This is a genomic window from Iodidimonas sp. MBR-22, assembly GCF_029946565.1.
In the GTDB taxonomy this organism is placed as follows: Bacteria; Pseudomonadota; Alphaproteobacteria; order Sphingomonadales; family Rhodothalassiaceae; genus Iodidimonas; species Iodidimonas nitroreducens.
The window spans coordinates 57,554-84,080 of sequence record NZ_JARKVQ010000006.1; the positions used below are offsets into that span (position 1 = coordinate 57,554).

The 26,527-nt window shown below is 54.9% G+C and carries 22 protein-coding genes; 15 read left to right on the top strand and 7 right to left on the bottom strand.

Annotation, left to right across the window (positions count from 1 at the left end; all coding sequences use genetic code 11):
* Positions 1-20: 20 nt before the first annotated feature.
* The 6 genes from QK300_RS06260 to QK300_RS06285 all read left to right on the top strand — a co-directional run bounded on the left by QK300_RS06260 (position 21) and on the right by QK300_RS06285 (position 6,235).
* Entirely contained in the window at positions 21-794 is a 774-nt protein-coding gene (locus QK300_RS06260) for an ABC transporter permease (RefSeq protein WP_281300898.1), read from the top strand.
* Complete coding sequence (locus QK300_RS06265) at positions 791-1,567, top strand: ATP-binding cassette domain-containing protein (RefSeq protein WP_281300897.1); 777 nt, start codon at positions 791-793, stop codon at positions 1,565-1,567. The genes QK300_RS06260 and QK300_RS06265 overlap by 4 nt, the downstream gene beginning before the upstream one ends.
* An 88-nt stretch (positions 1,568-1,655) precedes the next feature.
* Entirely contained in the window at positions 1,656-3,041 is a 1,386-nt protein-coding gene (gene radA / locus QK300_RS06270) for a DNA repair protein RadA (RefSeq protein WP_281300896.1), read from the top strand.
* Positions 3,042-3,139: 98 nt separating this feature from the next.
* Positions 3,140-3,829, top strand: coding sequence for a CvpA family protein (locus QK300_RS06275; RefSeq protein WP_281300895.1), 690 nt, complete (start codon positions 3,140-3,142; stop codon positions 3,827-3,829).
* 159 nt (positions 3,830-3,988) lie between these two features.
* Positions 3,989-5,476, top strand: a complete 1,488-nt coding sequence (gene purF / locus QK300_RS06280; RefSeq protein WP_281300894.1) for an amidophosphoribosyltransferase — start codon at positions 3,989-3,991, stop codon at positions 5,474-5,476.
* Between the two features lie 18 nt (positions 5,477-5,494).
* Entirely contained in the window at positions 5,495-6,235 is a 741-nt protein-coding gene (locus tag QK300_RS06285; protein WP_281300893.1) for an SDR family NAD(P)-dependent oxidoreductase, read from the top strand.
* Here the strand turns inward: QK300_RS06285 and QK300_RS06290 are convergent.
* Genes QK300_RS06290 through QK300_RS06310 form a run of 5 tightly spaced genes read right to left on the bottom strand, consistent with a single transcriptional unit; the run spans position 6,232 to position 10,353 of the window.
* Positions 6,232-6,870 (bottom strand): glutathione S-transferase family protein, encoded by a 639-nt coding sequence (locus QK300_RS06290; RefSeq protein WP_042086197.1) that lies wholly within the window; start codon positions 6,868-6,870, stop codon positions 6,232-6,234. The two genes, QK300_RS06285 and QK300_RS06290, sit on opposite strands and share 4 nt — an antisense overlap.
* Before the next feature lie 10 nt (positions 6,871-6,880).
* A complete protein-coding gene (locus tag QK300_RS06295; RefSeq protein ID WP_281300892.1) occupies positions 6,881-7,498 on the bottom strand; it encodes a DUF6445 family protein in 618 nt (205 codons plus the stop codon).
* A 59-nt stretch (positions 7,499-7,557) separates the two neighbouring features.
* Positions 7,558-7,908 carry a 2Fe-2S iron-sulfur cluster-binding protein gene (locus tag QK300_RS06300; protein ID WP_281300891.1) on the bottom strand — a complete coding sequence of 117 codons (351 nt, stop codon included), beginning with the start codon at positions 7,906-7,908 and terminating at the stop codon, positions 7,558-7,560.
* The gene (locus tag QK300_RS06305) at positions 7,905-9,083 is read right to left on the bottom strand and encodes an aminotransferase class V-fold PLP-dependent enzyme (RefSeq protein WP_281300890.1); all 1,179 of its coding nucleotides are present in this window, start codon (positions 9,081-9,083) and stop codon (positions 7,905-7,907) included. Before QK300_RS06305 ends, QK300_RS06300 begins: the two co-directional genes overlap by 4 nt.
* Before the next feature lie 58 nt (positions 9,084-9,141).
* Positions 9,142-10,353 carry a cysteine desulfurase family protein gene (locus tag QK300_RS06310; protein WP_281300889.1) on the bottom strand — a complete coding sequence of 404 codons (1,212 nt, stop codon included), beginning with the start codon at positions 10,351-10,353 and terminating at the stop codon, positions 9,142-9,144.
* 191 nt (positions 10,354-10,544) lie between these two features.
* Here QK300_RS06310 and QK300_RS06315 point away from each other — a divergent pair, with 191 nt between their 5' ends.
* Complete coding sequence (locus QK300_RS06315; protein WP_042086199.1) at positions 10,545-11,183, top strand: alpha/beta hydrolase; 639 nt, start codon at positions 10,545-10,547, stop codon at positions 11,181-11,183.
* A gap of 26 nt (positions 11,184-11,209) precedes the next feature.
* On the opposite strand, the gene QK300_RS06320 is transcribed toward QK300_RS06315, so the two are convergent.
* Complete coding sequence (locus QK300_RS06320; RefSeq protein ID WP_281300888.1) at positions 11,210-12,361, bottom strand: anhydro-N-acetylmuramic acid kinase; 1,152 nt, start codon at positions 12,359-12,361, stop codon at positions 11,210-11,212.
* 117 nt (positions 12,362-12,478) lie between these two features.
* On the opposite strand from QK300_RS06320, the gene tyrS reads away from it, so the two are divergent.
* The gene (tyrS, locus tag QK300_RS06325; RefSeq protein WP_281300887.1) at positions 12,479-13,762 is read left to right on the top strand and encodes a tyrosine--tRNA ligase; all 1,284 of its coding nucleotides are present in this window, start codon (positions 12,479-12,481) and stop codon (positions 13,760-13,762) included.
* Between the two features lie 28 nt (positions 13,763-13,790).
* Here tyrS and QK300_RS06330 read toward each other — a convergent pair whose 3' ends face one another.
* On the bottom strand, positions 13,791-17,072 hold the full coding sequence (locus QK300_RS06330) for a DUF3971 domain-containing protein (RefSeq protein WP_281300886.1): 3,282 nt from the start codon (positions 17,070-17,072) through the stop codon (positions 13,791-13,793).
* A 143-nt stretch (positions 17,073-17,215) separates the two neighbouring features.
* Here QK300_RS06330 and QK300_RS06335 point away from each other — a divergent pair, with 143 nt between their 5' ends.
* From QK300_RS06335 to QK300_RS06365, 7 genes are all read left to right on the top strand, one after another.
* Entirely contained in the window at positions 17,216-20,131 is a 2,916-nt protein-coding gene (locus QK300_RS06335; RefSeq protein WP_281300885.1) for a bifunctional [glutamine synthetase] adenylyltransferase/[glutamine synthetase]-adenylyl-L-tyrosine phosphorylase, read from the top strand.
* On the top strand, positions 20,128-20,628 hold the full coding sequence (gene bcp, locus QK300_RS06340; protein WP_281300884.1) for a thioredoxin-dependent thiol peroxidase: 501 nt from the start codon (positions 20,128-20,130) through the stop codon (positions 20,626-20,628). Before QK300_RS06335 ends, bcp begins: the two co-directional genes overlap by 4 nt.
* 21 nt (positions 20,629-20,649) lie before the next feature.
* Positions 20,650-21,489 (top strand): ferritin-like domain-containing protein, encoded by an 840-nt coding sequence (locus QK300_RS06345; RefSeq protein ID WP_281300883.1) that lies wholly within the window; start codon positions 20,650-20,652, stop codon positions 21,487-21,489.
* A gap of 165 nt (positions 21,490-21,654) precedes the next feature.
* Positions 21,655-23,088 (top strand): peptidoglycan DD-metalloendopeptidase family protein, encoded by a 1,434-nt coding sequence (locus tag QK300_RS06350; protein WP_281300882.1) that lies wholly within the window; start codon positions 21,655-21,657, stop codon positions 23,086-23,088.
* Positions 23,075-23,725 carry a polymer-forming cytoskeletal protein gene (locus QK300_RS06355; RefSeq protein WP_281300881.1) on the top strand — a complete coding sequence of 217 codons (651 nt, stop codon included), beginning with the start codon at positions 23,075-23,077 and terminating at the stop codon, positions 23,723-23,725. The genes QK300_RS06350 and QK300_RS06355 overlap by 14 nt, the downstream gene beginning before the upstream one ends.
* Positions 23,726-23,969: 244 nt before the next feature.
* Complete coding sequence (locus QK300_RS06360) at positions 23,970-25,892, top strand: alanine/glycine:cation symporter family protein (RefSeq protein ID WP_281300880.1); 1,923 nt, start codon at positions 23,970-23,972, stop codon at positions 25,890-25,892.
* Positions 25,893-26,118: 226 nt separating this feature from the next.
* On the top strand, positions 26,119-26,481 hold the full coding sequence (locus QK300_RS06365) for a c-type cytochrome (RefSeq protein WP_281300879.1): 363 nt from the start codon (positions 26,119-26,121) through the stop codon (positions 26,479-26,481).
* Positions 26,482-26,527 lie beyond the last annotated feature (46 nt).

Genomic DNA, 26,527 nt, shown 5'->3' on the forward strand with positions numbered 1-26,527 from the left:
CGCAAAGGGATTTTCGGGCAATGAACATTTTTGCCATCATCGGGCGCCTCACCCTTGAAGGTCTGGCGGCATTGGGGCGCTTGGCCATCTTTGCGAGCCATGCGCTTCGGCATCTGGTTTTGCCGCCCTTGTTTTTGAAAAACATCGGCCAGCAGATGATGGTCATCGGTTATAATTCCCTTCCCGTTGTGGGGCTTACGGCCTTGTTTACCGGCGCCGCCCTTGCCCAGCAGATCTATGTGGGATCGGAACGCTTCAATGCCGAAAGCACCATGGCCGCCGTGGTGGTGATTGCCATCGTGCGCGAGCTGGGCCCGGTTTTAGGGGGGCTGATGGTGGCGGGTCGGGTGTCTTCAGCAATGGCGGCAGAGATTGGCACCATGCGGGTGACCGAACAGATCGATGCCCTCGTCACCTTATCGACCAATCCTTATAAATATCTTGTGGTGCCGCGCCTCATCGCAGGTGTCGTCACCCTGCCCGGTCTGGTCATCGTCGCTAATATCATCGGGGTTTTTGGCGGTTTTCTGGTCGCCACCCAAAGGCTGGGATTCAATCCCGGCAGCTATCTCACGGTGACGATGAATTTTCTTGAAGTCACCGATATCGTCTCATCCCTTGTGAAGGCGGCGGTTTTCGGGTTCGTCATCGCCCTGATGGGCTGCTATCACGGCTATTATTCCACCGGCGGGGCACAGGGTGTGGGCCGGGCCACCACCAATGCCGTGGTTTCGGCCTTCATTCTCATTTTACTTGCCAATCTGATCATCACCATCACGGTTTTCCAATCATGAGCACCGCGCCTAAAATCGAACTCTCAGGCGTTAAAAAACGCTTTGGACCCAAAATCGTGCTGGATGGGCTCGATCTCAGCGTTGCCAAGGGCGAAAGCCTCGTGGTCATCGGCGGATCGGGCACCGGCAAATCGGTTTTGCTCAAATGCATCATCGGCCTTTTGACCCCCGATGAAGGCACCATCCGCATCGATGGTCAGGATGTGCTCACCCGCAGCCAGAAAGATCGGCAAAAGCAGATGTCGAAATTTGGCATGCTGTTTCAGGGGGCTGCCCTGTTCGATAGCCTTAAAGTCTGGGAAAATGTGGCTTTCGGTCTGATGAAAGCCCAGGGCATGGGGCGGGCGGAAGCCAAAAACATCGCCCTTGAAAAGCTCAAACGGGTGGGGCTGCAATCCGATGTGGCGGATCTGCACCCTGATGAGCTTTCAGGCGGCATGAAAAAGCGTGTGGGCCTGGCCCGGGCCATTGCGTCTGAGCCTGAAATCATCTTTTTCGATGAGCCCACCACCGGCCTCGATCCCATCATGGCCGATGTGATCAATGATCTGATCGTGGAATGTGTGCGCGATCTGGGGGCCACCACCGTCACCATCACCCATGATATGGCCAGCGCCCGCAAGATCGCGGATAATCTGGGCATGCTTTATGATGGCAAGATCATCTGGCATGGCAGCAAAGCGGATATCGATCAATCCGGCAATGCTTATGTCGATCAATTCATTCATGGGCGCGCTGAAGGGCCGATCAAAATGGCCCTGCGCTCTCATTAATCGGCTGGGATCGGCTGATGGGCTGATTTTTCGGGTTTTCATCGATTTCGCCCTTGGAAAAATAAGAACAAAACGCTAACATCGCCCAATGGTGAAAACAACAACACAATTTGTCTGCCAATCCTGTGGTGCGAGCTATCGCAAATGGCAGGGCCGCTGCGATCAGTGCCAGGAATGGAGCGCGATCATCGAGGAAACCGGCCTTGGCGGATCGGGGCGGCCCAAGGGCCTTGGCCCCTCGCGGGGGCGGAAGATCGAACTGGTGGGGCTGGATCAGCCCAGCATCAGCCCGCCCCGGATCATGAGCGGCATTGCCGAATTTGATCGCGCAACCGGCGGCGGTCTTGTCTCCGGCTCGGCTCTGCTCATCGGCGGCGATCCCGGCATTGGCAAATCCACCCTGCTCTTGCAGGCGGTGGCCGCCCTTTCAAAACGGGGCCATCATTGCGTTTATATCTCAGGCGAAGAAGCCACAGCACAGGTGCAGATGCGGGCGGATCGGCTGGCCCTGCGCGATGCCCCCATGGATTTGGGATCGGCCACCAATCTGCGCGATATTCTCACCACATTGGATCAGAAGAAGCCGCCTGCGGTTCTGGTCATCGATTCTATCCAGACCGTGTTTTCCGATCAGCTCGATTCCGCGCCGGGAACCGTGGCTCAGGTGCGGGCTTCGGCCGCAGAATTGATCGCCTATGCCAAAAGCCGTGGAACCATCATGCTGATCGTGGGCCATGTCACCAAGGATGGGCAGATCGCCGGCCCCCGGGTTTTAGAGCATATGGTTGATACCGTGCTTTATTTCGAAGGCGAGCGCGGCCATCAATATCGCATTTTGCGCAGTGTCAAAAACCGTTTTGGCGGCACGGACGAGATCGGTGTTTTTGAAATGACCGGCATGGGGCTATCGGAAGTTTCCAATCCTTCGCAGCTTTTTTTATCGGATCGCGCCTCCGCCGTGGCGGGGTCGGCGGTTTTTGCCGGGATTGAAGGATCGCGCCCTTTGCTGGTGGAAATTCAGGCGCTGGTGGCGTCCAATTCTGCGGCCAACCCAAGGCGCGCGGTGGTGGGCTGGGATTCCGGGCGTTTGGCGATGATCCTGGCTGTTCTCGATGCCCGCTGTGGGCTGGGCTTATCGGGATCAGATATTTATCTCAATGTGGCTGGTGGGCTGAAGGTGGGCGAGCCAGCGGCGGATCTGGCGGTGGCGGCAGCTCTGATTTCATCCATGTCGGGGGTGCCGGTGCCACAGGAAACGGTTATTTTCGGTGAAATCAGCCTGTCGGGGGATGTGCGCCCGGTAACCCAGGCCGAAGCCCGCCTTAAAGAAGCCGAAAAGCTGGGCTTTACCAAAGCCCTGATCCCCAACGGCACCAAGGCGGGGGCAACGGGCCTTTGCATCGAAAATTTCGGGCGTTTGCATGAACTGGTCGATCTGTTTGCCCCCGATGAACGGGCTTTGCATCTTGCTTAATCGAGCACTGGACAAAGGCGGTTTTTTCAGGCCACAAACACGGAAGGTAACCGAGATGAGGCCCGCAAAAATCCTTGGTGCATTGAAATGAGGACGCCATGTCGGAATCGATGACGGCATTTGATATCCTGGTTCTGATCGTGATGGCGGGCTTTTTCCTTTATGCCATCTTTCGCGGGTTCACCACGATGCTGCTCTCTGTTCTGGCCTGGATCGGGGCCATCCTGATCACCCTTTATGCCATGCCCACAGTATCGCGCTTTGCCCGCGACCTGATCGAACCGCCCACCCTGGCCGATTTCATCGCCCTGCCCGTTTTGTTCATCGCAAGCCTTGTCATCCTCAAGATCGTGGCGAATTTCATTGGCGGGCGGGTGCGCGCAGGGCCCGTGGGGTTTCTTGATCGTTCCCTTGGCGCGGCTTTGGGCCTGATTTTGGGGGCGATCCTGATTTCTTCCACCTATCTGTTTTTTTCCGCAACCCTAGGGGAAAAGCGCTATCCCGATTGGGTGCAACAGGCGCGCTTCAAGCCCATCGTTGCCTATGGCGCCACCATGGTGGCAAAAACCGGACCGGAAATTTTTCGCACAGTGGAACAGGATCGGACCGGCGAGGCGCTGTTGCAGCAGATGCGCAAAAGCTATGATAGCGGAAGCCGGCGCCTGCGCGATGTGGTTGAACCGGCTTATGAAGATGCCCAAAGACAGATGATGAACCAAAAGCTCGAAGAATTGCTGAAATCCCAAGACGATACGCAAAATTCAAAACCTGAAGCCAAAAACCCATAGCTCGATTTGATGTGATTTTTGCAGGGAAACGTCTTTTCACCGGCAGGCTCTGGGCGTATAGGAAGGCACAGAATAGATCTTGAAGCCGAACAGGATCGGCTTAGGTCTGGAACAGTCAAGCCTGCTTTAAGGGCAGCTCATTCGGGATCAGATCAAGACATGAGCCAATCGCCGCATAAAGCGCCCCTCATCACCTCGCCTTTCGATGATGATAAGCTGCATGAAGAATGCGGCGTCTTTGGGATCATCGGCACCGAAGATGCCGCCGCCCATACGGCCTTGGGCCTTCATGCCCTGCAGCATCGCGGGCAGGAAGCGGCGGGGATCACCGCTTTTGATGGCACGCATTTCGTTTCCCAACGCCAATTGGGCCATGTTGCCGATAATTTTACCAGCCAGAAGCTGATCGATACCCTGAAGGGCCACAGCGCCATCGGGCATGTGCGCTATTCCACGGCGGGCGGCAGTTCCATGCGCAATGTGCAGCCGCTTTTTGCCGATCTGGCCACCGGTGGCTTTGCGGTTTCGCATAATGGCAATCTCACCAATGCCTGGCATTTGCGTCGGCAGCTTGTGCGTCATGGCTCGATCTTTCAATCCACGTCCGATAGCGAGGTGATCATTCATCTGGTTGCCACATCCACTTATCGTTCGCTTTATGACAAGCTGATCGATGCCCTGCGCAAGATCGAAGGGGCCTATTCTCTTGTGATTCTGACGCGCGATGGGCTGTTTGGGATGCGCGATCCTTTGGGCGTGCGCCCGCTGGTGATGGGTAAGCTGGGCGACTCCCACATTCTGTGTTCGGAAACCTGTGCCCTCGATATTTTAGGGGCGCATTATGTGCGCGAAATCGAACCGGGGGAAATCGTTATCATCAGTGGTGAGGGAAGCGCGCAAACCGTCAAATCGATCAAGCCTTTCTCTCCGCAAAATCCCCGCCCCTGTATTTTCGAGCATGTTTATTTCTCGCGGCCCGACAGCCTGGTGGATGGCCTTTCGGTTTATGATGTGCGCAAACGCATCGGGGCCGAACTGGCGCGCGAAGCGCCCGTGGATGCCGATGTGGTGATCCCGGTTCCCGATTCCGGGGTGCCGGCGGCCATCGGCTATGCGGCACAATCGGGCATTCCCTTTGAACTGGGGATCATTCGCAATCATTATGTGGGGCGCACCTTCATCGAGCCATCGGATCATATCCGCCATTTGGGGGTTCGGTTGAAGCATAATGCCAATCGCTGGCAAATCGAAGGCAAGCGCGTCATTCTGGTTGATGATTCCATCGTCCGCGGCACCACATCGCTCAAAATCGTTGATATGGTACGGCAGGCGGGCGCGCGTGAGGTGCATATGCGGATCGCCAGCCCACCCACACGCCATAGCTGCTTTTATGGGGTCGATACCCCCGAACGTTCAAAGCTTTTGGCCGCCCGCATGGATATCGATGCCATGCGCGATTATATCCATGCCGATTCTCTGGCTTTCGTTTCCATCGATGGCCTTTATCATGCCTGTCTTCTTCCCGAAGGCCGTAATAACCAACAGCCACAATATTGCGATGCCTGCTTTAGCGGGGATTATCCAACGCATCTGACCGATCAGGAAAATGATCGCGATCAGGAACTTGCGTTATTTGTGGCCCCCTGAAACCAGCGGATAGCAAAAATGGCTTTATTAAAGGATCGGATTGCCGTCGTTACCGGCGCTTCACGGGGGATCGGCTATGCCGTTGCCAAAGCTTTGGCCGCCCAAGGGGCGCATATCGTTGCTTTGGCGCGGCCCCGCAGCGTGGGCGCTTTGGAAGAACTGGATGATGACATCCGGGCGATGGGCGGCTCGGTAACGCTCACGCCTCTTGATCTCACAGATTATGATGGGATCGATCGTTTGGGGGCTGCCCTTTATGAACGCTGGGGAAAGCTGGATATTCTGGTGGGCAATGCCGGGCTTTTGGGGTCGCTTTCACCCCTTGGTCATCTCGCTCCCAAGGAATGGGATGAGGTGATGGCCGTGAATGTGACCGCCAATTGGCGCCTGATCCGCAGCCTTGATCCGCTTTTGCGGCAATCGGATGCCGGGCGCGCCCTGTTTGTCACATCAGGGGCCGCGCACAAGGCTGTGCCTTATTGGGGGCTTTATGCCACAACCAAGGCCGCCTTGGAAAAAATGGTTGAAATCTATGCCGCAGAATGTGCCAAAACGGCGGTCAGGGTCAATCTGATCGATCCCGGCCCGATCCGCACCGGTATGCGGGCGAAAGCCTTTCCCGGTGAAGATCCTGAAACCCTGGCAAAACCGGCTGATATCGCGCCGCTTTTTCTGGAAATGCTCCGCCCTGATTATCAGGAAAACGGGGGCATGGTCCATTTCAAGGAATGGAAAACACGCCCCCGCCAAAAGGCTTAATTGGATGGGGTGGCCGCAAAGCTATAGGGGCCACCGGCTTTCAAAGCGCGGATATAAGCCGGGCGCTTTTGGATGCGGGCGACATAGCCGCTCAGATTCGGGCGTTCTTTCAGCCGTCCACTGCTTTGGGCGATTTCGGCAATGAAAATCAGCATGAAATCAGCCGCGCTCAGATCATCGCCCATGATAAAATCGCGGCCTTCCAGTGCTGCCTCAAGATAATCAAGCACATTATTGATTTCGCTGTTTATTCTTGGCCCCAAAGGCGCACCTGCTTCGCCCAGTTTTCCCACATATAACCCCAAAAGGAACGGCAGGATGGCCGATCCTTCAGCAAAATGCAGCCATTGCTGATGCGCCCAATGATCAGGATGATCGGTTTTAGGGATCAGCGCGCCCTGGCCATAAAGCTGGGCCAGATAGTCAACGATGGCCGCCGATTCAGCGATAACCAGATCGCCATCTTCGATCACCGGGGATTTTCCCAAAGGATGGATGGCTTTTAATCCTGCGGGGGCAAAGCGAGTTTCCGCATCCCGGGTCCAATGCTGGATTTCATATTCAGCCCCCAATTCTTCAAGCAGCCATAAAATCCGCTGCGAGCGGGATTCATTGAGATGATGGACCTTAATCATATTAAACCTTTCAAAGTGTTTGTTGATTTTGAAAAAACATCAGATAAACTAAACGGCCAGACACAACATCCCGACCAAATCCCGGCCCTGCCGTATGCCAATACCATGGACGCAATAAAACCAACCGGTTAAAGCGCATGGGCACCCGCATGATAGGCTCCCATTTTTCCATATTTCTACTATCGGGCAGCAGAATTTTGTCGGAAATATCCTGAAAGCTGTTCAATCCTGCGGCCGCCAACTGCGCATTGGTATAAGGCGCATGATCAAGCCCTGTGGGTATATGACGAAAGAAATCCGTGCCGCCCTGGCAATCTTCCGGACGACTGAGATAAAGAATTCCCGACCACACACATTGCGGATCAACATGAACCTTTCCCGCCCCTTCTTCGCCTTCAAGAGCCAGACGAAACTTTCCATGACCTGTGCCCGGAGTGGGCATCAAAGGTTCGCCCACAAGGCGGGAAATTTCCTGATCCAACCCATCGATCAGCAGCCTTTTATCGGAATTTCTGCCCGGAAAATTGCGCTTTTCTTCCGGCAGAGGATAATCAACCGCCAAGCCTGCCGCGCGGATTTCATCGGCATTCTGCAAAAAATCATCAATGATCAAGAGCGTTTTTGGCATGTTATTTTAATCCCCCGGCTTGGCTTTCGCCGGCTTTGTCATCCCAGCCCATTGTTTATTCAGCCCCAATCTTCATCATGATCGGGGGGTAGTTTGATCACCAGCCCATCATAATCCGGCCCGGTGATGATCTGGCAGCCTAGCCTCGATGTTGGGGTGACACCCGGCGTCAGATCAAGCAGATCGTCTTCATCCTCGCTCATGGGCGGTAATCTGGAAAAATCCTGCGGGGAAAAGATCATATGGCATGTGGAACAGGCAAGATTGCCGCCACAGGCCCCTTCCACATCCACGCCATAAAGATGCGCCAGTTTCATCAATGATATCCCGATGGGGGCCTCCACCTTTCTGCGGGATTGGCCATCCCCGGCCACAAAGATGATCTCGATATGATCCGGTTTCATAGTCATTGAGCGCGATCCCCGCTTTTGAGACCCCCCATTTCATCAATCACATGATTGATCGTTTCGTATGCGAAATTAATTTCTTCGATACTCGTCGTCCGGCCAAAGCCAAAGCGGATCGATGATAAACTCTCGGCACGCGAACGCCCGATGGCGCGGAGGACGTAGGATGGCCCCGATGTGGCCGAGGCACAGGCCGCCCCTGATGACACCGCCAGATCGCGCAGGCCAGACAAGAGCCGATCCCCATCAATCCCGGGAAAGGAGAGATTGAGATTGCCCTCATAGCGCTTTTCCAGATCGCCATTGATCAAAATCCCCGGATGCGCCTGCCGCAATCCTTCAAGAAATCGTTGCGAAAGCCTGCGCACATGGCGGCGATCTTCGTCCATTTGTTGGGTGGCCAGGCGGCTTGCCTCCCCCAATCCCACACATAAGGCCGGGGATAAAGTGCCCGACCGGACCCCTTCTTCCTGCCCACCCCCCGACATTTGCGGCACGAACCGCACCCGGGGCCGGGATCGCCGCATGAAAATCGCCCCCACCCCTTTGGGGCCATAGATCTTGTGGCCTGAAATGCTCAAAAGATCGATGTTCATCGCCTTGATATCAAGAGGAATTTTGCCAAAAGCCTGAGCCGCATCACAATGGAAATAAACGCCTTTCCGATGGCACAGGGCCCCAATTTCGGCCAAAGGCTGGATCACCCCGATTTCATTATTCAACGCCATCACCGAAACAAGGGCTGTGCGATCCGTGATAAGGCTGGCCAACTGATCCAGATCGATCAGGCCATCGCGCCCCACCGGCAACCATTTGACATGTGCGCCCCGGCGCTCCATCGCCAAAGCGGATTCCAGCACGCATTTATGTTCGGTCACCGGCACGATCAGTTCGGGCTTTACCGAAAGCATGGCCTCCATCACGCCTTTGATGGCCAGATTATTGGATTCCGTTGCCCCGGACGTGAAAAAAACCGCCCGGGGATCGGCCGCAATCACCTGCGCCACCGCCTTGCGGGCTTCATCAATGGCCGCAGCGGCTTCCCAGCCAAAACGATGGGTGGTGGAATGGGGATTGCCAAACCCTGCCCCAAACCATGGCGTCATTGCTGCATAAACCCGTTCATCAAGGGGGGTTGTGGCTTGAAAATCCAGATAGATCGGACGCTTCACAGGCATTTCACAAGTCCTGGCTTCATCGAAAATGGCTCGCCCCCCTCAGCTTCAGTCTGCAAGATCAACTCATCGACAGAGGGCGACGGGATCGGGCGCGATCATAAATCTTTTTCCACACCTCCAAAAACCGTTCGATATCTTCCATGGTGTTTTGCACACCCATGCTCAGGCGGATCACCTCGCCACACGCCTGTGATGCGGCCCCCATGGCTTTCAACACATGGCTGGTCCGCACTTTTCCCGATGAGCAGGCCGCACCGGAACTGACCGCAATGCCCTCAAGATCAAAGCTCATCACCTGGGTTTCCGCAGATAAGCCGGGCATCCGAATGGCGCTGGTATTGGCAATCCTTTCCACCGCCCGGCCATAAATTTCAGCCTCTGGCGCGATTTCGGCCAGCCTTTGTTCCAGATAACTGCGCAGGGCGGCAATCCCCTTCATTGCACCCAATTGCTGGCGAGCGTGAAGGGCGGCGGCGCCAAAACTTGCGATAGCAGGAAGATTTTCCGTGCCCGATCGACGCCCCTGTTCCTGCCCCCCCCCGGTGATGAACGGCATCAGCCCCAAAGCGGGGCGCAACCACAGGCAACCCACGCCCTTCAAAGCGCCAATTTTATGAGCCGAAAAGCTGATGCAATCAGGGCCATCCGCCGCCCCCACATCAATGGGCAGGCGGCCCAGCCCCTGCACCGCATCGCAATGCAAAAGCCCGCCCGCCTCATGCACGATACGGGCGATGGCGGCGATGGGCTGGATCACGCCGGTTTCATTATTGGCCAGCATGATCGAGACGAGCGCAGGGCCGGAGCTTTCAGCCAAACAATGGCGCAGGGCCGCAAAATCGATCAAACCATCCTGATCCACCGGGCAAAGGGCCATCTGATTGCGTGTCACCCCATCAGTATCCGGCCGCCCATCCAGCGCCGAAGCTGCCGCCAGCACGCTTTCATGCTCGGTGGCATTGATGATCAGGGGGCGGAAAGCAGCCGCATCCTTTGCCCCATCCGCGTTTTTAGGCAGGCGCAGGCCGCGCAGGGCCAGATGATTGGCTTCGGTGCCGCCGGATGTAAAAATAATATCCTGCGGCCGCGCCGAAATGAGGGCGGCCACCTCGGCCCGCGCCTTTTCCAGTTCGCGTTTGGCTGCCCGCCCTTCATGATGCACAGAAGATGGATTGCCAACCAAAAGCATGGCGCGCAGGGCCGCTTCACGGGCTTCAGGTAAAACCGGAGCCGTGGCATTATGATCAAGATAATGGCGTGTTGTTTTCATCCTTGTGAAATGGCATGTCATAAGCCCGGTTTCAAAGCTAAAAAAACCATCCTGCCAATTCCAATGGCTGGGCTGGTGCTGCACGATGGCTTGCGCCGGGGTACTACAGGGTTATATAAAGCAGGTTCGTTCCAGAGTCTGCGTGCTGGCACCCTGGTGATCATTGCCCGATCGGAGAGTACCCCAAACCTATGCCCGATGTTATTTTCAACGGTCCGGAGGGTCGGCTTGAAGGCCGATACCAACCCGGAAAATCAGCCAATGCGCCTGTTGCGCTGATCCTGCACCCGCATCCGCAATTTGGCGGCACCATGAATAACAAGGTGGTGTATCATCTGTTTCATGCCTTTGCGCAGCGCGGATTTGCTACCTTGCGCTTCAATTTTCGCGGTGTTGGCCGCTCGCAGGGCGAATTTGATCAAGGCATTGGCGAGCTATCGGATGCCGCATCGGCACTGGATTGGCTGCAAACCTTCAATAGCGAAGCGCCCGCCACTTGGGTTGCGGGCTTTTCCTTTGGTGCCTGGATTTCCATGCAGCTTTTGATGCGCCGCCCGGAAATTCAGGGCTTTATTTCTGTAGCACCGCCTGCCGATAAATATGATTTCAGCTTTCTGGCGCCCTGTCCTTCATCAGGGATCGTGGTGCAAGGCACGGCTGATGATATTGTCGCCCCCGCTGCCGTCCAAAAGCTGATCGAAAAGCTTAAGCAGCAAAAAGCCATTACCATCGATCAAGCCATCATCGAAGGCGGCGATCATTTTTTTGAAGGTAAGCTCGATCAGATGATCGGTGAAGTGAACCGCTATCTGGATAAGCGCTTAAGTTGAATTTTATGCCAGAATTGGCAGCAACATCATGAATGGGGGAACAGACGTCCCCCGCTCATGGCTTTTGGCACGCCCGTGGTTTGGGGCCAACTGATTGGCAAATCCAGTTTGGATCGCACTGCCAGATAGGCAAAGGCTTCGGCTTCCAAAACATCGCCATTCCAGCCAATCTGCTCCACGGGTTTTACCGGCACTGCCAGATGATCCGCAAGCTGGCGCATCAAACTACCATTATGCCGCCCACCCCCGGTGACATACCAGCCATCAACCGGATGGGGGAAATGATCCCGGGCCTTGCCAATGGCGCGCACCGTAAAATCCGTGAGTGTGGCCGCGCCATCCTCGGCCGATAGCCCCTTCAAAGATTGCAGGGAAAAGGCATCGCGATCCAAAGATTTGGGCGCAGGCTGCGCGAAAAACGGATGGGCCATCAGTTCCTTGATGATCCCTTCATCCGAACGCCCCGCAGCGGCCAGCCGCCCCCCCTCGTCATAAGACACCCCCAAGGATTGCCAGACCCAATCATCAATCAGGGCATTGCCGGGGCCGCAATCAAAGGCCATGATCCGCGCTTCATCCGCGCTATCGGGGTGATCCGGGGCGAGATCAAGCCAGGTCACATTCGCAACCCCGCCGATATTGAGGATGGCGACCACCTGATCCTTGAGCCGATCATCGGCACAGGTCCGGAATAGCGCCCGATGATAGGCGGGCACCAGCGGTGCCCCCTCACCCCCGGCGGCCACATCCCTGCTGCGGAAATCAGCCACCACATCGATCTGAGAAGCCTGCGCCAAAGCCCCGGCATCGCCGATCTGCCATGTCAGCCCATTTTTGGGATCATGAAAAAGGGTATGGCCATGAAAGCCGATCAGATCGATTTCATCAGGTGCCAGGCATGACTTTTGCAAAAGCTTATCCACGGCATTTTGATGCGCCGTGGTGATCCGGGCCTCGATAGCCGCCATTTCGGTTTTCACCCCAAATCCACCTTGGCGGGCGCGCGCCACCGCCTGTGCCAGATCATGGCGCAGTTCGGGTTCATAGGGCAAAAAACAGGAGGGACCGGGCCGCACCCAATCCTCGCCATCGGTTTCGATGATCGCCGCATCGATGCCATCGCGGGATGTTCCGCTCATCAATCCAAGGGCGCGATAGGCTGGCGCGGGCTTTGTCATGTCCATTCCCTGCTGTGCATCGGCCAATTGCAACCGGCGCACAGGCCGTGCTAGATAACCGGGCTTTTTCGTTCAAACACCATCTTTGGCCCCAATTTCTGACAAGAATCAATCCTTATGACGAGCTATCAATCCGATCTCATGCGTGTTCTTGATGAACGCGGCTTTTTGTTTCAAAGCACCAATGATGTGGCCTTCGATGCTTTGGCCGCCCGCCAAAGCCTGCCTGCTTATATCGGCTTTGATTGCACGGCCCCGTCCTTGCATGTTGGCTCATTGGTGCAGATCATGATGCTGCGCTGGATTCAGAAAACGGGCCATAAGCCGATTGTTCTGATGGGGGGCGGCACCACCCGCATTGGCGATCCCACGGGCCGGGATGAAGCCCGCAAATTTCTGAGCCTTGAAGATATCAATAGCAATATGGCGGGGATCAAGCGGGTTTTTTCCCGCTTCATCGATTTCGATGACAGCCCCACCGGCGGGCTGATGGTTGATAATGCCGAATGGCTGGATGGCTTGGGTTATCTTAGTTTTTTGCGTGATGTGGGCCGCCATTTTACGATCAACAGAATGCTGAGTTTTGACTCGGTGAAGCTGCGGCTGGAACGCGAACAGCCGATGACCTTTCTCGAATTCAATTATATGATCCTGCAGGCCTATGATTTTGCCGAACTCGCCAAGCGCCATGGCTGCCGCCTGCAATTGGGTGGTTCCGATCAGTGGGGCAATATCATCAATGGCATCGAATTGAGCCGGCGCATGGATGGGCTTGAGCTTTATGGCATCACCAGCCCCCTGATCACCAAATCCGATGGCAGCAAAATGGGCAAAACCGCACAAGGGGCGGTGTGGCTCAATGAAGAGGCTCTCTCTGCCTATGATTATTATCAATTCTGGCGGAATGTTCCCGATGCCGATGTTGGCCGCTTCCTCCGCCTGTTTACCGAGATTGATCTGGCCGAAATCGCAAAGCTTGAAGCCTTGGGCGGGGCGGAAATCAATGAAGCCAAGAAAATTCTGGCCTTTGAAGCTACAAGGCTGGCGCGCGGGGACGATGCCGCTTTGATGGCGCAAAATACTGCCACCCAAACTTTTGAGCAGGGCACATTGGCGGAGGGCCTGCCCCAAATCGTCATCGAGCCGGGGCGCCTCACTTCATCCGATAATCCTGCATCAACGGATGAGGGATTAAGCATCCTCGATCTTTATATCGAAGCCGGGCTAGCCCAATCGCGTAAGGAAGTGCGCCGCCTGATCAGCCAGGGCGGGGCGCGGCTCAATGATCAGCCCGTGGAGGACGAAAATTATCGGATTTCTGCCGATGATTTCGAGGGGCAGCAGCTCAAATTATCGGCGGGCAAAAAGCGCCATGCCCTCGTCATCCTGAAAGCCTCCTGAAATCCTCTTCAGCCGATCAGATGCAGCTTTAATGGGGCGGTTCGGCGCTTTCAGAGGCCGGATCGGCTTCCTCCTCATTTTTTGGCGGGTCATCCGGCTCGATCCGGCCCTTGCTGCCCTCGAAGGGTTTGCGCAAAATCCCCGGCATGATCGCCGTCAGCGCATTGACCGAGATATCGAGATCGGATGTGCGCCCCTTCACCCGATAAGACAAGGCAAACAAACCACCCCCCTGCCCGCCGGTGAACAATCCGCCGATCAAAGGAATATGGCCCAGAAAGGAATTGAGCCGATAGGCGGGAACGATCACCCCATTGATATTGATACGATCGAATTGTTCATCGATCTGCCCTTCCATGGTTAATCCGATGCGCGGACCATTGGCAGAGGCCCCATCAATATCCACGATGCCGTTTTGCAGGCTGAAGGGCACCCGCATGTCATTAAAGACCAGCCCCCCCGGGCCGATATAGTCCTCCAGCCCGCTGCTCGCATCGCCTGAAAGGGTTTCATTCTGCGATTGATGAAGGGTCACATTGCTCAGTCTGGCCTCGCCACGGGCCGCCAGATTGCCTTCAACAATGGAAAGATCGGCGCGCATATCCAAAGCGCCCCCTTCGGCATTGGGAAAAATGCCCAGTCCCTTCAGCGTCCGCCCCGCATTGCCAGACGACAAAACAAGGCTTCGACCATCCTTATTGTCCGCGGGCCCAGTATCCGCTGGCATCAGGCGCAGATATAAAGCCTCATCATTCCGGGCTTCACCATCTCCTGTTTGAGCCGATAGGTTCAAAGCCCGCACAATCTGCCCATCATGGCGACCGGAAATAGCCAGATCATAAAAGCTGATACCATCCAGCGTCACAAGCTCATCCAGATCAAAGGCAAAGGATATGGCCTCTATCGGCTGATCATCGGCTGTTTGTGCTGATGATCGGTCAGGCGAACCCAAGCGCGCGCCCAAAGATTTCAAAAGCCCCCTTAAATCAAGGCTTTTCCCATCTATATCAAGGATATAAGCTTGGTCTTTCAGGGATAATCTGGCGCTGATATCGGTTTCACCCATCTGCCAAAGGGGAAAATCGGCGGATAGAAAACGACCATCCCCGGCCAGATCAATCGAACCGGAAAGCGCGCCATCCGGCGATTGCATCCTGATCTGTTCAAAATGGATCATATCCTCATCGCTGAAATCGATGGAAAAGCTTGATGTTGCGGCCATCTCGGCGGGTTTGTGCCAGCCCAAAGGCTCCACGGCCAAAATCGCATCATCCAAATTCAGAGCCACCTGCCCCTTTTCGATTTCGGGGCCACGGCCTTGCAGGATGATCTCGGCTTTACCCGTGCCGGAAAAATAGGGCGCAGGATCAAAAAACAGATCAGCCAAAATCGCGCGATCAAAAGATGATGTTATGGTAAAATCCGAAGACAAGGACCCGTCTTCAGCCGTGAAATCTTCCCGCCAGATGATATCGAGATCGGCCACACCCAGCCGAGCCGTGCCCGCAACCTTCAGGCCATTGCGATCGACATGCAGATCAAGATTGCCGTCTTCTAAAGGTTTTTCGGCAAAAAGATCAGGGATCGCAAGCTTTTGCACAGTCGCCTGCACATCGATTTCCACATCATCCAAAGACAATTCTTTCACCAACGGAAAATCGAGCTGCGCCACAAGCTGGCCATCACCTTTCAGGCGATCCGCCTCCAGACCAAAAGCCGTAGTATAGCCTAAGGGCTCATAATCGATCAGCCGCAGAATATCGGGAAGCGGAGCCTCGACTTTCAAAGCAATGCTGGCCATTTGCGGGCCGGGCTGATCAAAATCATAAAGATGCACCTGTGATCCAGCCACCGGCAAGCCATCAGCCGCGCCGCCCTTAATCTGCAGCATCAGATCGCGCGCCGATAATGTGCCCTCGCCCGAAGCATCGAGGATGGGCGGCATCGGCCTTAAAACATGGGCCTCAAGTTTTTCAAATTTAAAATTGAGACTGAATTGTTCATTGCTCAGGCTTTCAGCCTGCCAATCTGCTGCACCAAGGTTCAAGATAAGATTGCCTTCATGAAGGCGGCCTTTGGGCATATTCTCAGCGATCCAGCGACGCGCCCCTGAAGCCAGATCATTGGGCCAATATTCCACCAGATCCTGCACCGGCAATTGCGAAAACCCGCCCTTCAAATTGATTGCGGGCGGCCCTTTGCGGCTGGGTAAAACCTTGCCTGATAAAAACAATTCCGTTTGGGCAAAGCGTGCCGAAAGGCCGGTGACCTCCAGCAATCGGCTTTTGCTGTCATATAAAAGCGATGCCGCCAATTCATCAAAAGCCCGGGGCGCCTCATACCACGGGCCTATTGCCAAAGCCCCGCTACCTGCCCGCAGATCAAGCATGATTGCCAATGTGCGATCCGGCCTTGCAGATAGATCAAGATGCAGATCCGTGCTCAGGGGCATCTCAAGACCAAGAAAAAACGCGAGTTCATCAATACCGCGCGCCAGATTGGGCAAGCGCAAAGCGGTTAAATTGGCATCAAATTGGCGCCGACCGTCTTTCCCGAAAACACGGCCTTCAAAGCTGATGGCACCGGCTGGGCCCTGATCCTTCGTGATGATCTGGCCCTGCCCCTTTATATTTAATTGCGCCTCTCCGGCCCGGCGAAATTGCAAGGCGGCATCGGGAATGGTCCAGACCACCCCGGATGGGCGTTCTTGCAATTCTATATGCGCGCTTTTGATTTCCAATTGAACAAGAGAGGAAAAGGGGGCATCGGAGCTCACTTCATCCGTCAACTGATCAATCACCGTTTTTAAAAGCGGCGGCATTTCTAGATCAAGGCCCGTATCATTGGCGTTTTCATCAAGAGTTTCAGCAACATCAACCGCCCGGCTTTCGCCGCGCAAAAGGACATCCAGCTTTTGCGCCGACCAGCCAATGCGCACATCGGCCTCTTCGATAATGATATTCAGCGGGCGAAATTGTCCCTGCAAAAGGGCGCTTGCCTCGCAATAAATGATCAGCGATGGCAGCTTCGCATCATTTTCATCACCGGCACCATCAAGCAGCGTCAGGGCCACATCCGATAAGGTGATTTCAAGGCGGTTTTCATCCCGGTTCCAAAAAAGCGCGGCCCGGGAAAAATCAACAGCGAAATCGGGATAGAGGTCATTAATAAAAATCGCCGCTTGATCAGAAAAAGGCCCAAGCGAGAAAGGCTTCAGGCTCAATCTGATCAACAAGGCCGCAGCCCCCAACACCAGCACCATCGTAAATGCGGTAATAAAAAGGGCGGTTGATTTCAGCCATCGGCGCACGCAGGATTCTCCAGAACAGGACTTTCTTTTCCCAAAAATCATGGCCCTGATATGACCGGATTCCGAACGGGACTTGACCCGATCATGCCGATTTCCGCATTGTCTGATCCATGATTTTGCGATCAGATCAGGAAGAGAGCCAGATGCCTGCCATAGCACCCCCCTATGATCAGATCAAAGCGGCAGATGCATATGACGCGCTTTTGAAGTCATGCGATGATCCCAAAGACTTGGCCCTTTTGAAACAAGCCGAAACCAAAGCGCTGGTTCACGCCATGGCAGGCAACAGCCCCTTTCTGGCACGGCTGTTACAAATGTGCCCGAATGCCTTGCTGGCGTTGCTATCCCTTGGCCCGGATGCGGCATGGACGGCACAGTGTGAAAACGTGCGACAACAGACATATTCGGCTGCCAATCTCGATCAACTGATGCAATGCCTGCGGATCGCCAAAATGCGGATGGCCCTTTTGGTGGCGGCAGCCGATCTTTCGGGCCAGTGGGATTTAGGAAAAGTCACCCGCGCCTTATCGGATTTTGCCGATCTCTCCATCGAATCGGGGGTGCAGTTTCTTTTACGGGATCGCATTCAGAAAGGTGAATTAAAGGCTGGTAACGATGGCGACAAACCCGAAGATTGCGGATATTTCGTGCTGGCCATGGGCAAGCTGGGGGCGCATGAACTTAATTATTCCAGCGATATCGATCTGATCGTTTTATATGACGAGGAAATCGCGCAAGCCACGGGCCCGCGTTCCCTATCTGATTGCATGATTAAGATCACCCAGGATCTGGTGCGGATTCTTGATGCCCGCACGGCTTATGGTTATGTGTTTCGCACCGATCTTCGGTTGCGGCCCGATCCCGGGGCGACATCCATTGCTTTATCGGTGGGGGCGGCGGAATCCTATTATCAAAGCCTTGCCCAGCCATGGGAGCGCGCCGCCATGATCAAGGCCCGGGTCTGTGCCGGTGATCGCAAGGCAGGCGCCGCCTATCTGCAAAGATTATCGCCGTTCATCTGGCGGCGTTCGATGGATTTTGCGGCCATCGAGGATATTCACCGCATCAAAAACCAGATCCATCGCCATCATCATCATGAAAAGGGTGTTTTCAGCCTCCCGGGATTTGATGTGAAGCTGGGCCGGGGCGGCATTCGTGAGATCGAATTTTTCACCCAGATCAATCAGCTCATAGCCGGGGGCAGAAACCCTGCCTTACGCAGCAAAGCAACTCTGGAAACACTTGATCATCTGGTGCAGCACAATCGGATCAAGGCCATCGAGCGGGATGAACTGGCCCAGGCCTATCAATTTTTGCGGATGATCGAACATCGCCTGCAAATGATCCATGATGCGCAAACCCATAAAATCCCCGAGCAACCCGATGATCTGGCGCGGATCGCCTGTTTTTGTGGGTTCGCATCCCCTGATGCTTTGCACAGCGCGCTCAAAAATCATCTGGACCCTGTCAGCCGGCATTATGAAGCCCTATTGCCCGCCGGCGATGAAACGGAAGACAGCGGATATCCAAATGAGGCAGCGCTGCTTTCCTTGCTTGAAGAGCTGGGCTTTGCCAATCCATCCGATATGGTGCAAGTGATCGACCGCTGGCAAAGGGGCCGCTATCGGGCCTTGAAAACGGCCCGGGCGCGCAAGCTATTATCGCATTGCCTAAAGCCGCTTTTGGAAGCCTTTTCCGGCACCCAGCAACCGGATCGCGCCCTCAGCCGATTTGATAGCTTCATCGCCCAACTGCCTGCCGGTGTTCAGATTTTCTCGCTCTTTCAATCCAACCCTTCACTCTTTCGGCTGGTGGCGCGGATCATGGGCATCGCCCCCGCTTTAGCCGAAAACATGGCCCGCCATCCCCATTTGGTGGATGCGATCCTTGATCCCGGTTTTTTTGCGCCCTTGCCCGATCAACAGACCTTGCGCGCCGATTTGGAAACCGCTCTCAAAAGGGCGCGGGATTATCAGGATATTCTCGATATCGTGCGGCGCTGGACTGATGAGCGTAAATTTCAGCTTGGGGTGCAGGCGCTTGAAGCCATTTGCGATGTGCGTGAAACCAGCCTGTCGATGACCAATCTGGCCGATGCCGTGATGGAAACGCTGCTGCCCCGGGTCGAAGATCAGTATGCCGAGCGTTTCGGGCGTTTTCCCGGCGGGGCCTTGGGCATCGTGGCGATGGGCAAATATGGCGGCCGGGAATTGTCTTTCGGCTCCGATCTCGATCTGGTGTTTCTTTATGATGTGGCGGGCGATGCCCAACAATCCGACGGCCCCAGACAGGTGGGGCCATCGCGCTATTTCAGCGGCCTGGGGCAAGCGCTATTGACCGCCTTTACGGCGCTGACATCCGAAGGGCGGCTTTGGGAGGTGGATACCCGGCTGCGGCCATCGGGCAATGCGGGGCCGCTGGTCGTCACCTTGAAAACCTTTGCCGAATATTATCGCGATGCCGCCTGGACATGGGAGCATATGGCCCTCACCCGGGCCCGACTGGTGGCCACACCCGAAAAAATGGCCGATGATATCAGGCGCAGCATTCACAGCACCCTCACCGCCGGCCATAATCCCAAGGCCTTGTTGCCCGCCGTTTTTTCCATGCGGGAAAGGCTTGCCGCGCAATTTGCAACCGATAATCCCTGGAGCCTGAAACACGTGCGGGGCGGGCTGATCGATATGGAGTTCATCATTCAATATCTGTTATTGCGCCATGGCCAAAAGCAACAAACAATCTTCACCCCAAGGCTTGATGATTGCATCGATCATCTGATCACCATCAAGGCGCTGAAATCAGATGCCGGGGATAAGCTGAAAGCGGCCCATGCGCATTTCCATGCCATCCAAAGCATCTTGCGATTGACCTTGACCGGCGAGCCTGATGAGCGCAGCTTTCCGCCCGAATTGCGCGCCGTGCTTGCCCGGGCGACCCAGTCCACAGATTTTGAGAGCACGCAAAAGCAATTGATGACCGGGCTTGCCGATGTGAAGCAAATTTATCATCATTATCTGGGTCAACACGGACAAACAGAACAAAGCGAGACAGTTTCATGACCGACAATCCATCCGCAACCGGCCCCGCAACCGGCCCCGCAATCGGCGATCACGCTCCCGATTTTTCCCTGCCCGCAGATGGCGGAGACACCTTGCGCCTTGCCGATTTCAAAGGACGGAAGCTGGTGTTGTATTTCTACCCAAAAGACAACACCCCCGGCTGCACCACCGAAGCGAATGATTTCAGCCGTCTGAAAGCGGATTTCGATGCCGCCGATACAGTGATCCTCGGCGTTTCAAAGGATTCCGTCAAAAAGCATGAAAATTTCATCGCCAAACACGATCTCAAAATCCGGCTCTTATCAGATGAAAAAGGCGATGTTTGCGAACGCTATGGCGTGTGGCAGGAAAAACAGATGTATGGCCGCAGCTATATGGGCATCAACAGATCGAGCTTTCTGATCGACCGGGAGGGCAATATTGCCCATCTCTGGCCCAAGGTGAAGGTGAAGGGCCATGCCGATGAGGTTCTGGCCGCTTGTCAGTCCTTGGCGTGATTATGGTTTTGGCGTGATAGCATGTGCAATGCCGCACTGACGAATGCTCCACCCCAATCCTTGGGGGCCATGGCGGCTCAGGTTCTGGGTTGTGATGATGCCATCCTGAAAGCCCGCAAAAGCCGGGAAGCTGCCAGCCTGTGGCAGGCGGGTGCGCTGGTGGCTAGCTTTCCCGAAGCCTTGGCCGCCCGCCCCGGACGACCGCCGAAGCCGCAGCTTTTGCCGCCCGGTGAAATGCCCCGCAGGCGCAAAGCCGGAAGCCTTGCCACCCGCATCGCCCTCCTTCATGCCGTGGCCCATATCGAATTGAATGCCATCGATCTCGCATGGGATTTGATTGCCCGCTTTGGCGCGGATATGCCCCGTGATTTTCTTGATGATTGGGTGGGGGTCGCCGATGATGAAGCCCGCCATTTCATGCTGATATCAGATCGTTTGATCGCCTATGGCTCGGCTTATGGCGATCTGCCCGCCCATGATGGGCTGTGGGAAGCGGCCATCAACACTGCGGATTGTTTTGAAGCCCGCCTTGCGGTGGTGCCTTTGGTTTTGGAGGCACGAGGCCTTGATGTTACCCCATCCATGATTGCGCGATTCCAATCCATGGGCGATTCGGAAAGCGTAGAAGCGCTTTCGACCATTTATCATGATGAAATCGGCCATGTGGCGGCAGGGGCGCGCTGGTTTCACTGGCACTGCGAAAGGCTTGGCCTTGATCCCGAAAAAAGCTTTCAATCCCTTGTCACCCGCTATTTTCGCGGGGCTTTGAAGCCGCCCTTTAATGTGGAGGCCCGCAGCAAAGCCGGGCTGGCAGAAAGCTTTTACCGGCCGCTGGCAGCTCAAACCGCTGAAAACCCTTGATCTTTGGGTCTTTTGACGGTCATTTATATCAGGAACATGAATGAATTGAGAACAATTGCTTGTCTTGTTAAGGCATTTGCAAATCATCTGCCCATAACATAAGGCTCTTGTGGCTTTCAGTTTCAGGCAAAGCAGAAATACGGTTCATAGGGATAGATCAGTCTTTTGCGTATCCACAAAGAGCATATCCTGCGTCAGGCAACGCAGCTTTTTGAGCGGGCATTTCCCGAACGCCAGATTTTTTTCCGTACCCGCGGCGAAGTCCGTTTCGCGCGCCTCTCGCCTTTGTTTCAGGCATCGGTGTCGGTCGTCGCCCTTGGGCTGATCGCCTGGACCTTGACCGCATCCATTTCCTATCTCACCGATGATAATCGGGTTGCCACCAAGCAACAGGAATTGAAATATGTCTCTCACGAATTGAATTCCCTGCTGGTTGAATTGGAACGCCTGAAAAGCAGCGCCCTTGATCGGGCCGAGCGCCTGGAAGCCAGGCAGAAATTTCTTGAAAAGCTGGCCCCTGCGGCCACCCTGAAGACGGCTGTTTCACAGCAACCCAATGAGGATGCGGCGGGCAACCCATCGCCGGATGGGCCGCTTGTTTTGCGCCCACCCCTTCGCCCCCAAAACACATCCGATGCCGCAGATGTGGATATGGATAAAGCCCATGAAACCGGCAATGAGCCGGCCCAAGACGATCTTTCATCGGTCGAGGGCGATCACCTGGATGAAGGCGCTCGTCTGAACCCTTCCGGCACGCAGTGGAAAGCGGCAAATTTTGCAAATGCGGCGATGGGCGGATTGGGGATTTCCGGCGCACAGGCAGCCCCCACACTTGATCTCATGTCGATCCCTTCCTCTTCAGATGCAGTGACATCCATTTCTGAAAGCCTTGATCTCATCATCGAAAAACTTGATCGGGTTGAACGTAATCAGGATCGAACGGCCCAAGCGCTGATCCTTTCGGAGCAGAAAAATATCGAGCGCAGACATGAGGTGATCGCCAGTTTGGGTATTCCCTATGAGGCTTTGCTGAAGAAAGCCGATCCACCAAGTGGGACTGGCGGGCCTTTTACGAGCGCCGACCCGTCTATATTTTCGCAAATATTCAAAAAACTTGGGCAATTGGCGTTTCAGCGTAGCCTGATCGATCAGGCAATCGCGAATATTCCATCCCATATTCCTGCCGCAAAATATTATATCAGCAGCCAGTTCGGGGCGCGAATCGATCCCTTTCGCAAAAGCTGGGCGGATCATTCCGGCCTTGATATGGCGGGCTGGCCGGGGGAACCCATTATGGCTGCCGCCGCTGGAACCGTGGTTACTTCTGCCCGCAAGCCGGCTTATGGGCTGATGGTGGAAATTGATCATGGCAATGGTTTTCGGACACGTTATGGCCATATGCGCAGTTTAAGCGTAAAATCCGGGGAACGTGTGAAACCCGGTCAGAAGATTGGTGAAATGGGATCAACAGGTCGATCAACAAGTACGCATCTGCATTGGGAAGTCTGGTTCAATGGTGCTCTTGTCGATCCCTTGCCCTTTATTGAGGCTGCTCTCGATGTTCAAGCGCTCCAGCAAGGCAGATATGAAGAAAATTGATCCAGCACCCAATGGAAAACGGGACAGCAGCCTATCGGGGGCCCCCTCGATCATCAGCAAGGCTGTTGAGATTCTGGGTAATATTGATAGCCCGGGTGAAATTCAGCTCGATGGCAATATCAAGGGCGATGTCACCTGCGATTCTTTGACCGTGGGGGATTGCGGCAGTATTTTGGGCACCATCCGGGCTTCGACTGTGACCATCAGGGGCACTGTGGATGGCGAAATTCGCGGCCACGCCGTGCGGCTTGAAAAAACGGCCCATGTTACGGGTGATATTTTACACCAATCTCTGTCGGTTGAGGCTGGGGCGAAATTATCCGGCAAGATCGTGCATGTGGATAATCCCCTGAAAGAAGAAACCGCAAGCAAGGCCGATCCCGTTGAGCAGCCTGAGCCTCAATCAGCCAGCAATGAAGGGGACTCCCGCCCCGCAGATCGCCAAACAGATCGCCAGACAGATCGCCAGACAGATCGTTCTGGCCGACAAAAAGATCAGGGTTACCCCGAAACGCGCCCTTTGGGTGCGGGCCTTTATGGCCGCTCGGCAAGCTCTGGACCAGCAAGCTCTGGACCAGCAGGCTCTGCTCCCTCTGGAGCCGATGGCCCATCGCGGGAAAAACAAAGAACATCCTGATCCCGCCATCAGCGGATTATGGCTTCATTCCGACTAAATGATGACGGTTTTGTTGTGCTTCGGATGCCAAGCGGCTAGCATCTCCGCCAATGCCCATTCGGTGGGCCAAAAACCAAACGATAAGGCGGGGGGCTTCATGTGTCTCTTGTCTGTGGGATGGTTGGGCATAGTGGCGGTTGCATTACCAAATGCAGCATAAAATGCATCCAAAGCCGTTCGGGGCGAAAATAATTGTGAGGCGTTCATGAAGATTGCGACCATAGCCGTTACATCGGCTCTTCTTTTCTGGTTTTCCTTCTCAAATCCGGCATCTGCCGCGCCGCCAGATCAATGCACCCCCCCAGAATTAAGTGTCGATGAAAAGATCAATGCGCTGGTCAGCCCGATCACAGATGCTGTTTCAAATTTCATCTTTTACCCAATCCCCATCAAAGGCGGGCAGGATCAATCCACGGGGGCCATCCGGGTCAGTGAAACCCGGCTTTTGGAAAACGACCGTTTAACCATTTCGATTGCAGGCAAAAGCCGGGTTTATGAAATCGATAGCGATGGATTTGTCTGCCCCGGCCATAATGCTGTGCAAAGGGCCGCCACCGGCAGCGAAACAGCCGCCAATCTGGAAGCCGCCATTTTAAACGATTTCGCGGATAGCGGCATCAGCCTCGAACGCGAACGTAATGTCATCAACCTTTCGGTTTCCAGCAATCAGAACGCATCCTTTACCCCGCTGGCATCGGGATTATTTGTCAAGGCGCTGGATAATGGGGCCATCGGCATTCCCTTCATCGTTTTGTGGCTTTTGTTCGGTGCCATTTTCTTCACCTTAAAAATGCGCTTCATCAATCTGCGCGGTTTTGTGCAATCTTTCCGCATTGTCAGCGGTAAATATGACAATCCCAAAGACCCCGGCGAGGTGACCCATTTCCAGGCACTGACGGCGGCCCTTTCGGGCACCGTGGGGCTGGGGAATATCGCGGGCGTTGCCATTGCCATTTCCATTGGCGGCCCGGGGGCCACATTCTGGATGATATTGGCCGGGCTGTTTGGCATGACCTCCAAATTCGTGGAGTGCACCCTGGGTGTTAAATACCGACAGATCGATGAAAATGGCGTCGTTTCCGGCGGCCCGATGTATTATCTCTCGCGAGGGCTGGAAAAACGCGGCATGGGCGGATTAGGCCGGGTTCTGGCCGTTATGTTTGCCATTTTGTGCATTGGCGGGGCTTTTGGCGCGGGCAATATGTTTCAGGTCAATCAATCCTCCCAGCAATTCATGGATGTGATGGTGCCGGCGCTCTTTGGCCCTGACAGTTTCATGAGCGGGAAAACCTGGATCATCGGCTTGATCTATGCCGGGGCCGTGGGGCTGGTGATCATCGGGGGCATTCGCTCCATCACCCGGGTGACAGAACGCCTTGTTCCCATGATGGGCATTTTATATGTCACATCCGCGCTCATCATTTTAGCGATGAATATCGGCCATATTCCGTCCGCCTTTGGGGCGATCATCGCCGGGGCCTTTGCCCCCATCGGGATTGCGGGCGGGTTTGTTGGTGTATTGGTGCAGGGCCTGCGCCGCGCCAGCTTTTCCAATGAAGCCGGTGTTGGTTCGGCGGCGATTGCCCATTCTGCGGCCAAAACCAAGGAACCGGTTGCCGAAGGCCTGGTCGCTTTGTTGGAGCCTTTCATCGATACCGTGGTCATCTGCACCATGACGGCTTTGGTGATCATCATCACCAATATGCATCTGGAAGCCGAAATCTCGGATGGTATTGCCCTCACATCAGCCGCCTTCGCTTCGGTTTTTGGCTGGTTTCCCTATGTGCTGTCGATTGCCGTTCTGCTCTTTGCTTTTTCCACATCGATCACCTGGTATTACTATGGCGAGCGATCTTTCGTCTATCTACTGGGCGGCAATAAAAAAATGCCAATCACCCTTTTCAAGATGGTATTCCTTTCGGTTCTGGTGATTGGTTCATCCATGCAATTGACCAGTGTGATGGATTTTGCCGATGCCATGATATTGGGCATGGCCCTACCCAATATTATTGGGCTTTATATCCTGTCGTCTGAAGTCAAGCGGATGCTCGAGGATTATCTGGCCCGTGTGCGCTCCGGCGATTTGCCCACCAATGCCGAGCGGGCAGCGCAACAACCGGCGGAATAGCGGGCGTTTCAAATCCGTGGATAAAAACCGCCGATCAAACGGGCTGCCGATAAACGGTGGCCCGTTTCGTTCATTTTACTGATCTGCATCATGAGGCGATATGCGATCTGATCTCCCCATTCCATCATTCAGCCACGCACAGCGATATCGGCGCGGCATCATTTGTGTTTTGCTGCTGATCGCGATGGCTTGCAGCATTCCCGCTAAAGCGGATGAAACCCTATCCATGCCCGGCGGTGATGCGGAACGCGGTCGCATTCTTTTTTTCAGCTGCAAGGCTTGCCATGATTTGGCCCCGGCTGATATCCACATGACCGACGACTCAAAGCCCAATCTGTTTGGCCTTTTTGGCCGAAGGGTTGGGTTTGATCCAAACTATCAACATTATTCCGCAACCCTGAAGGATGCGGATTTTATCTGGACTGAAGATCGTCTTGATCAATGGCTTAAAAGCCCGAATTCTTTATTGCCGGGCAATAAAATGCCATTTTCAGGGATTATGAAAGATCAGGATCGTTTGGACCTGATCGCTTATTTGCGACAATTCAAGGCTGATCCGCCGCCCGATGCCGTGATGACGATCAAGTGAACAGGCTTGCCATCGACATGAACGCCTCTAAATACCATAAAATGCT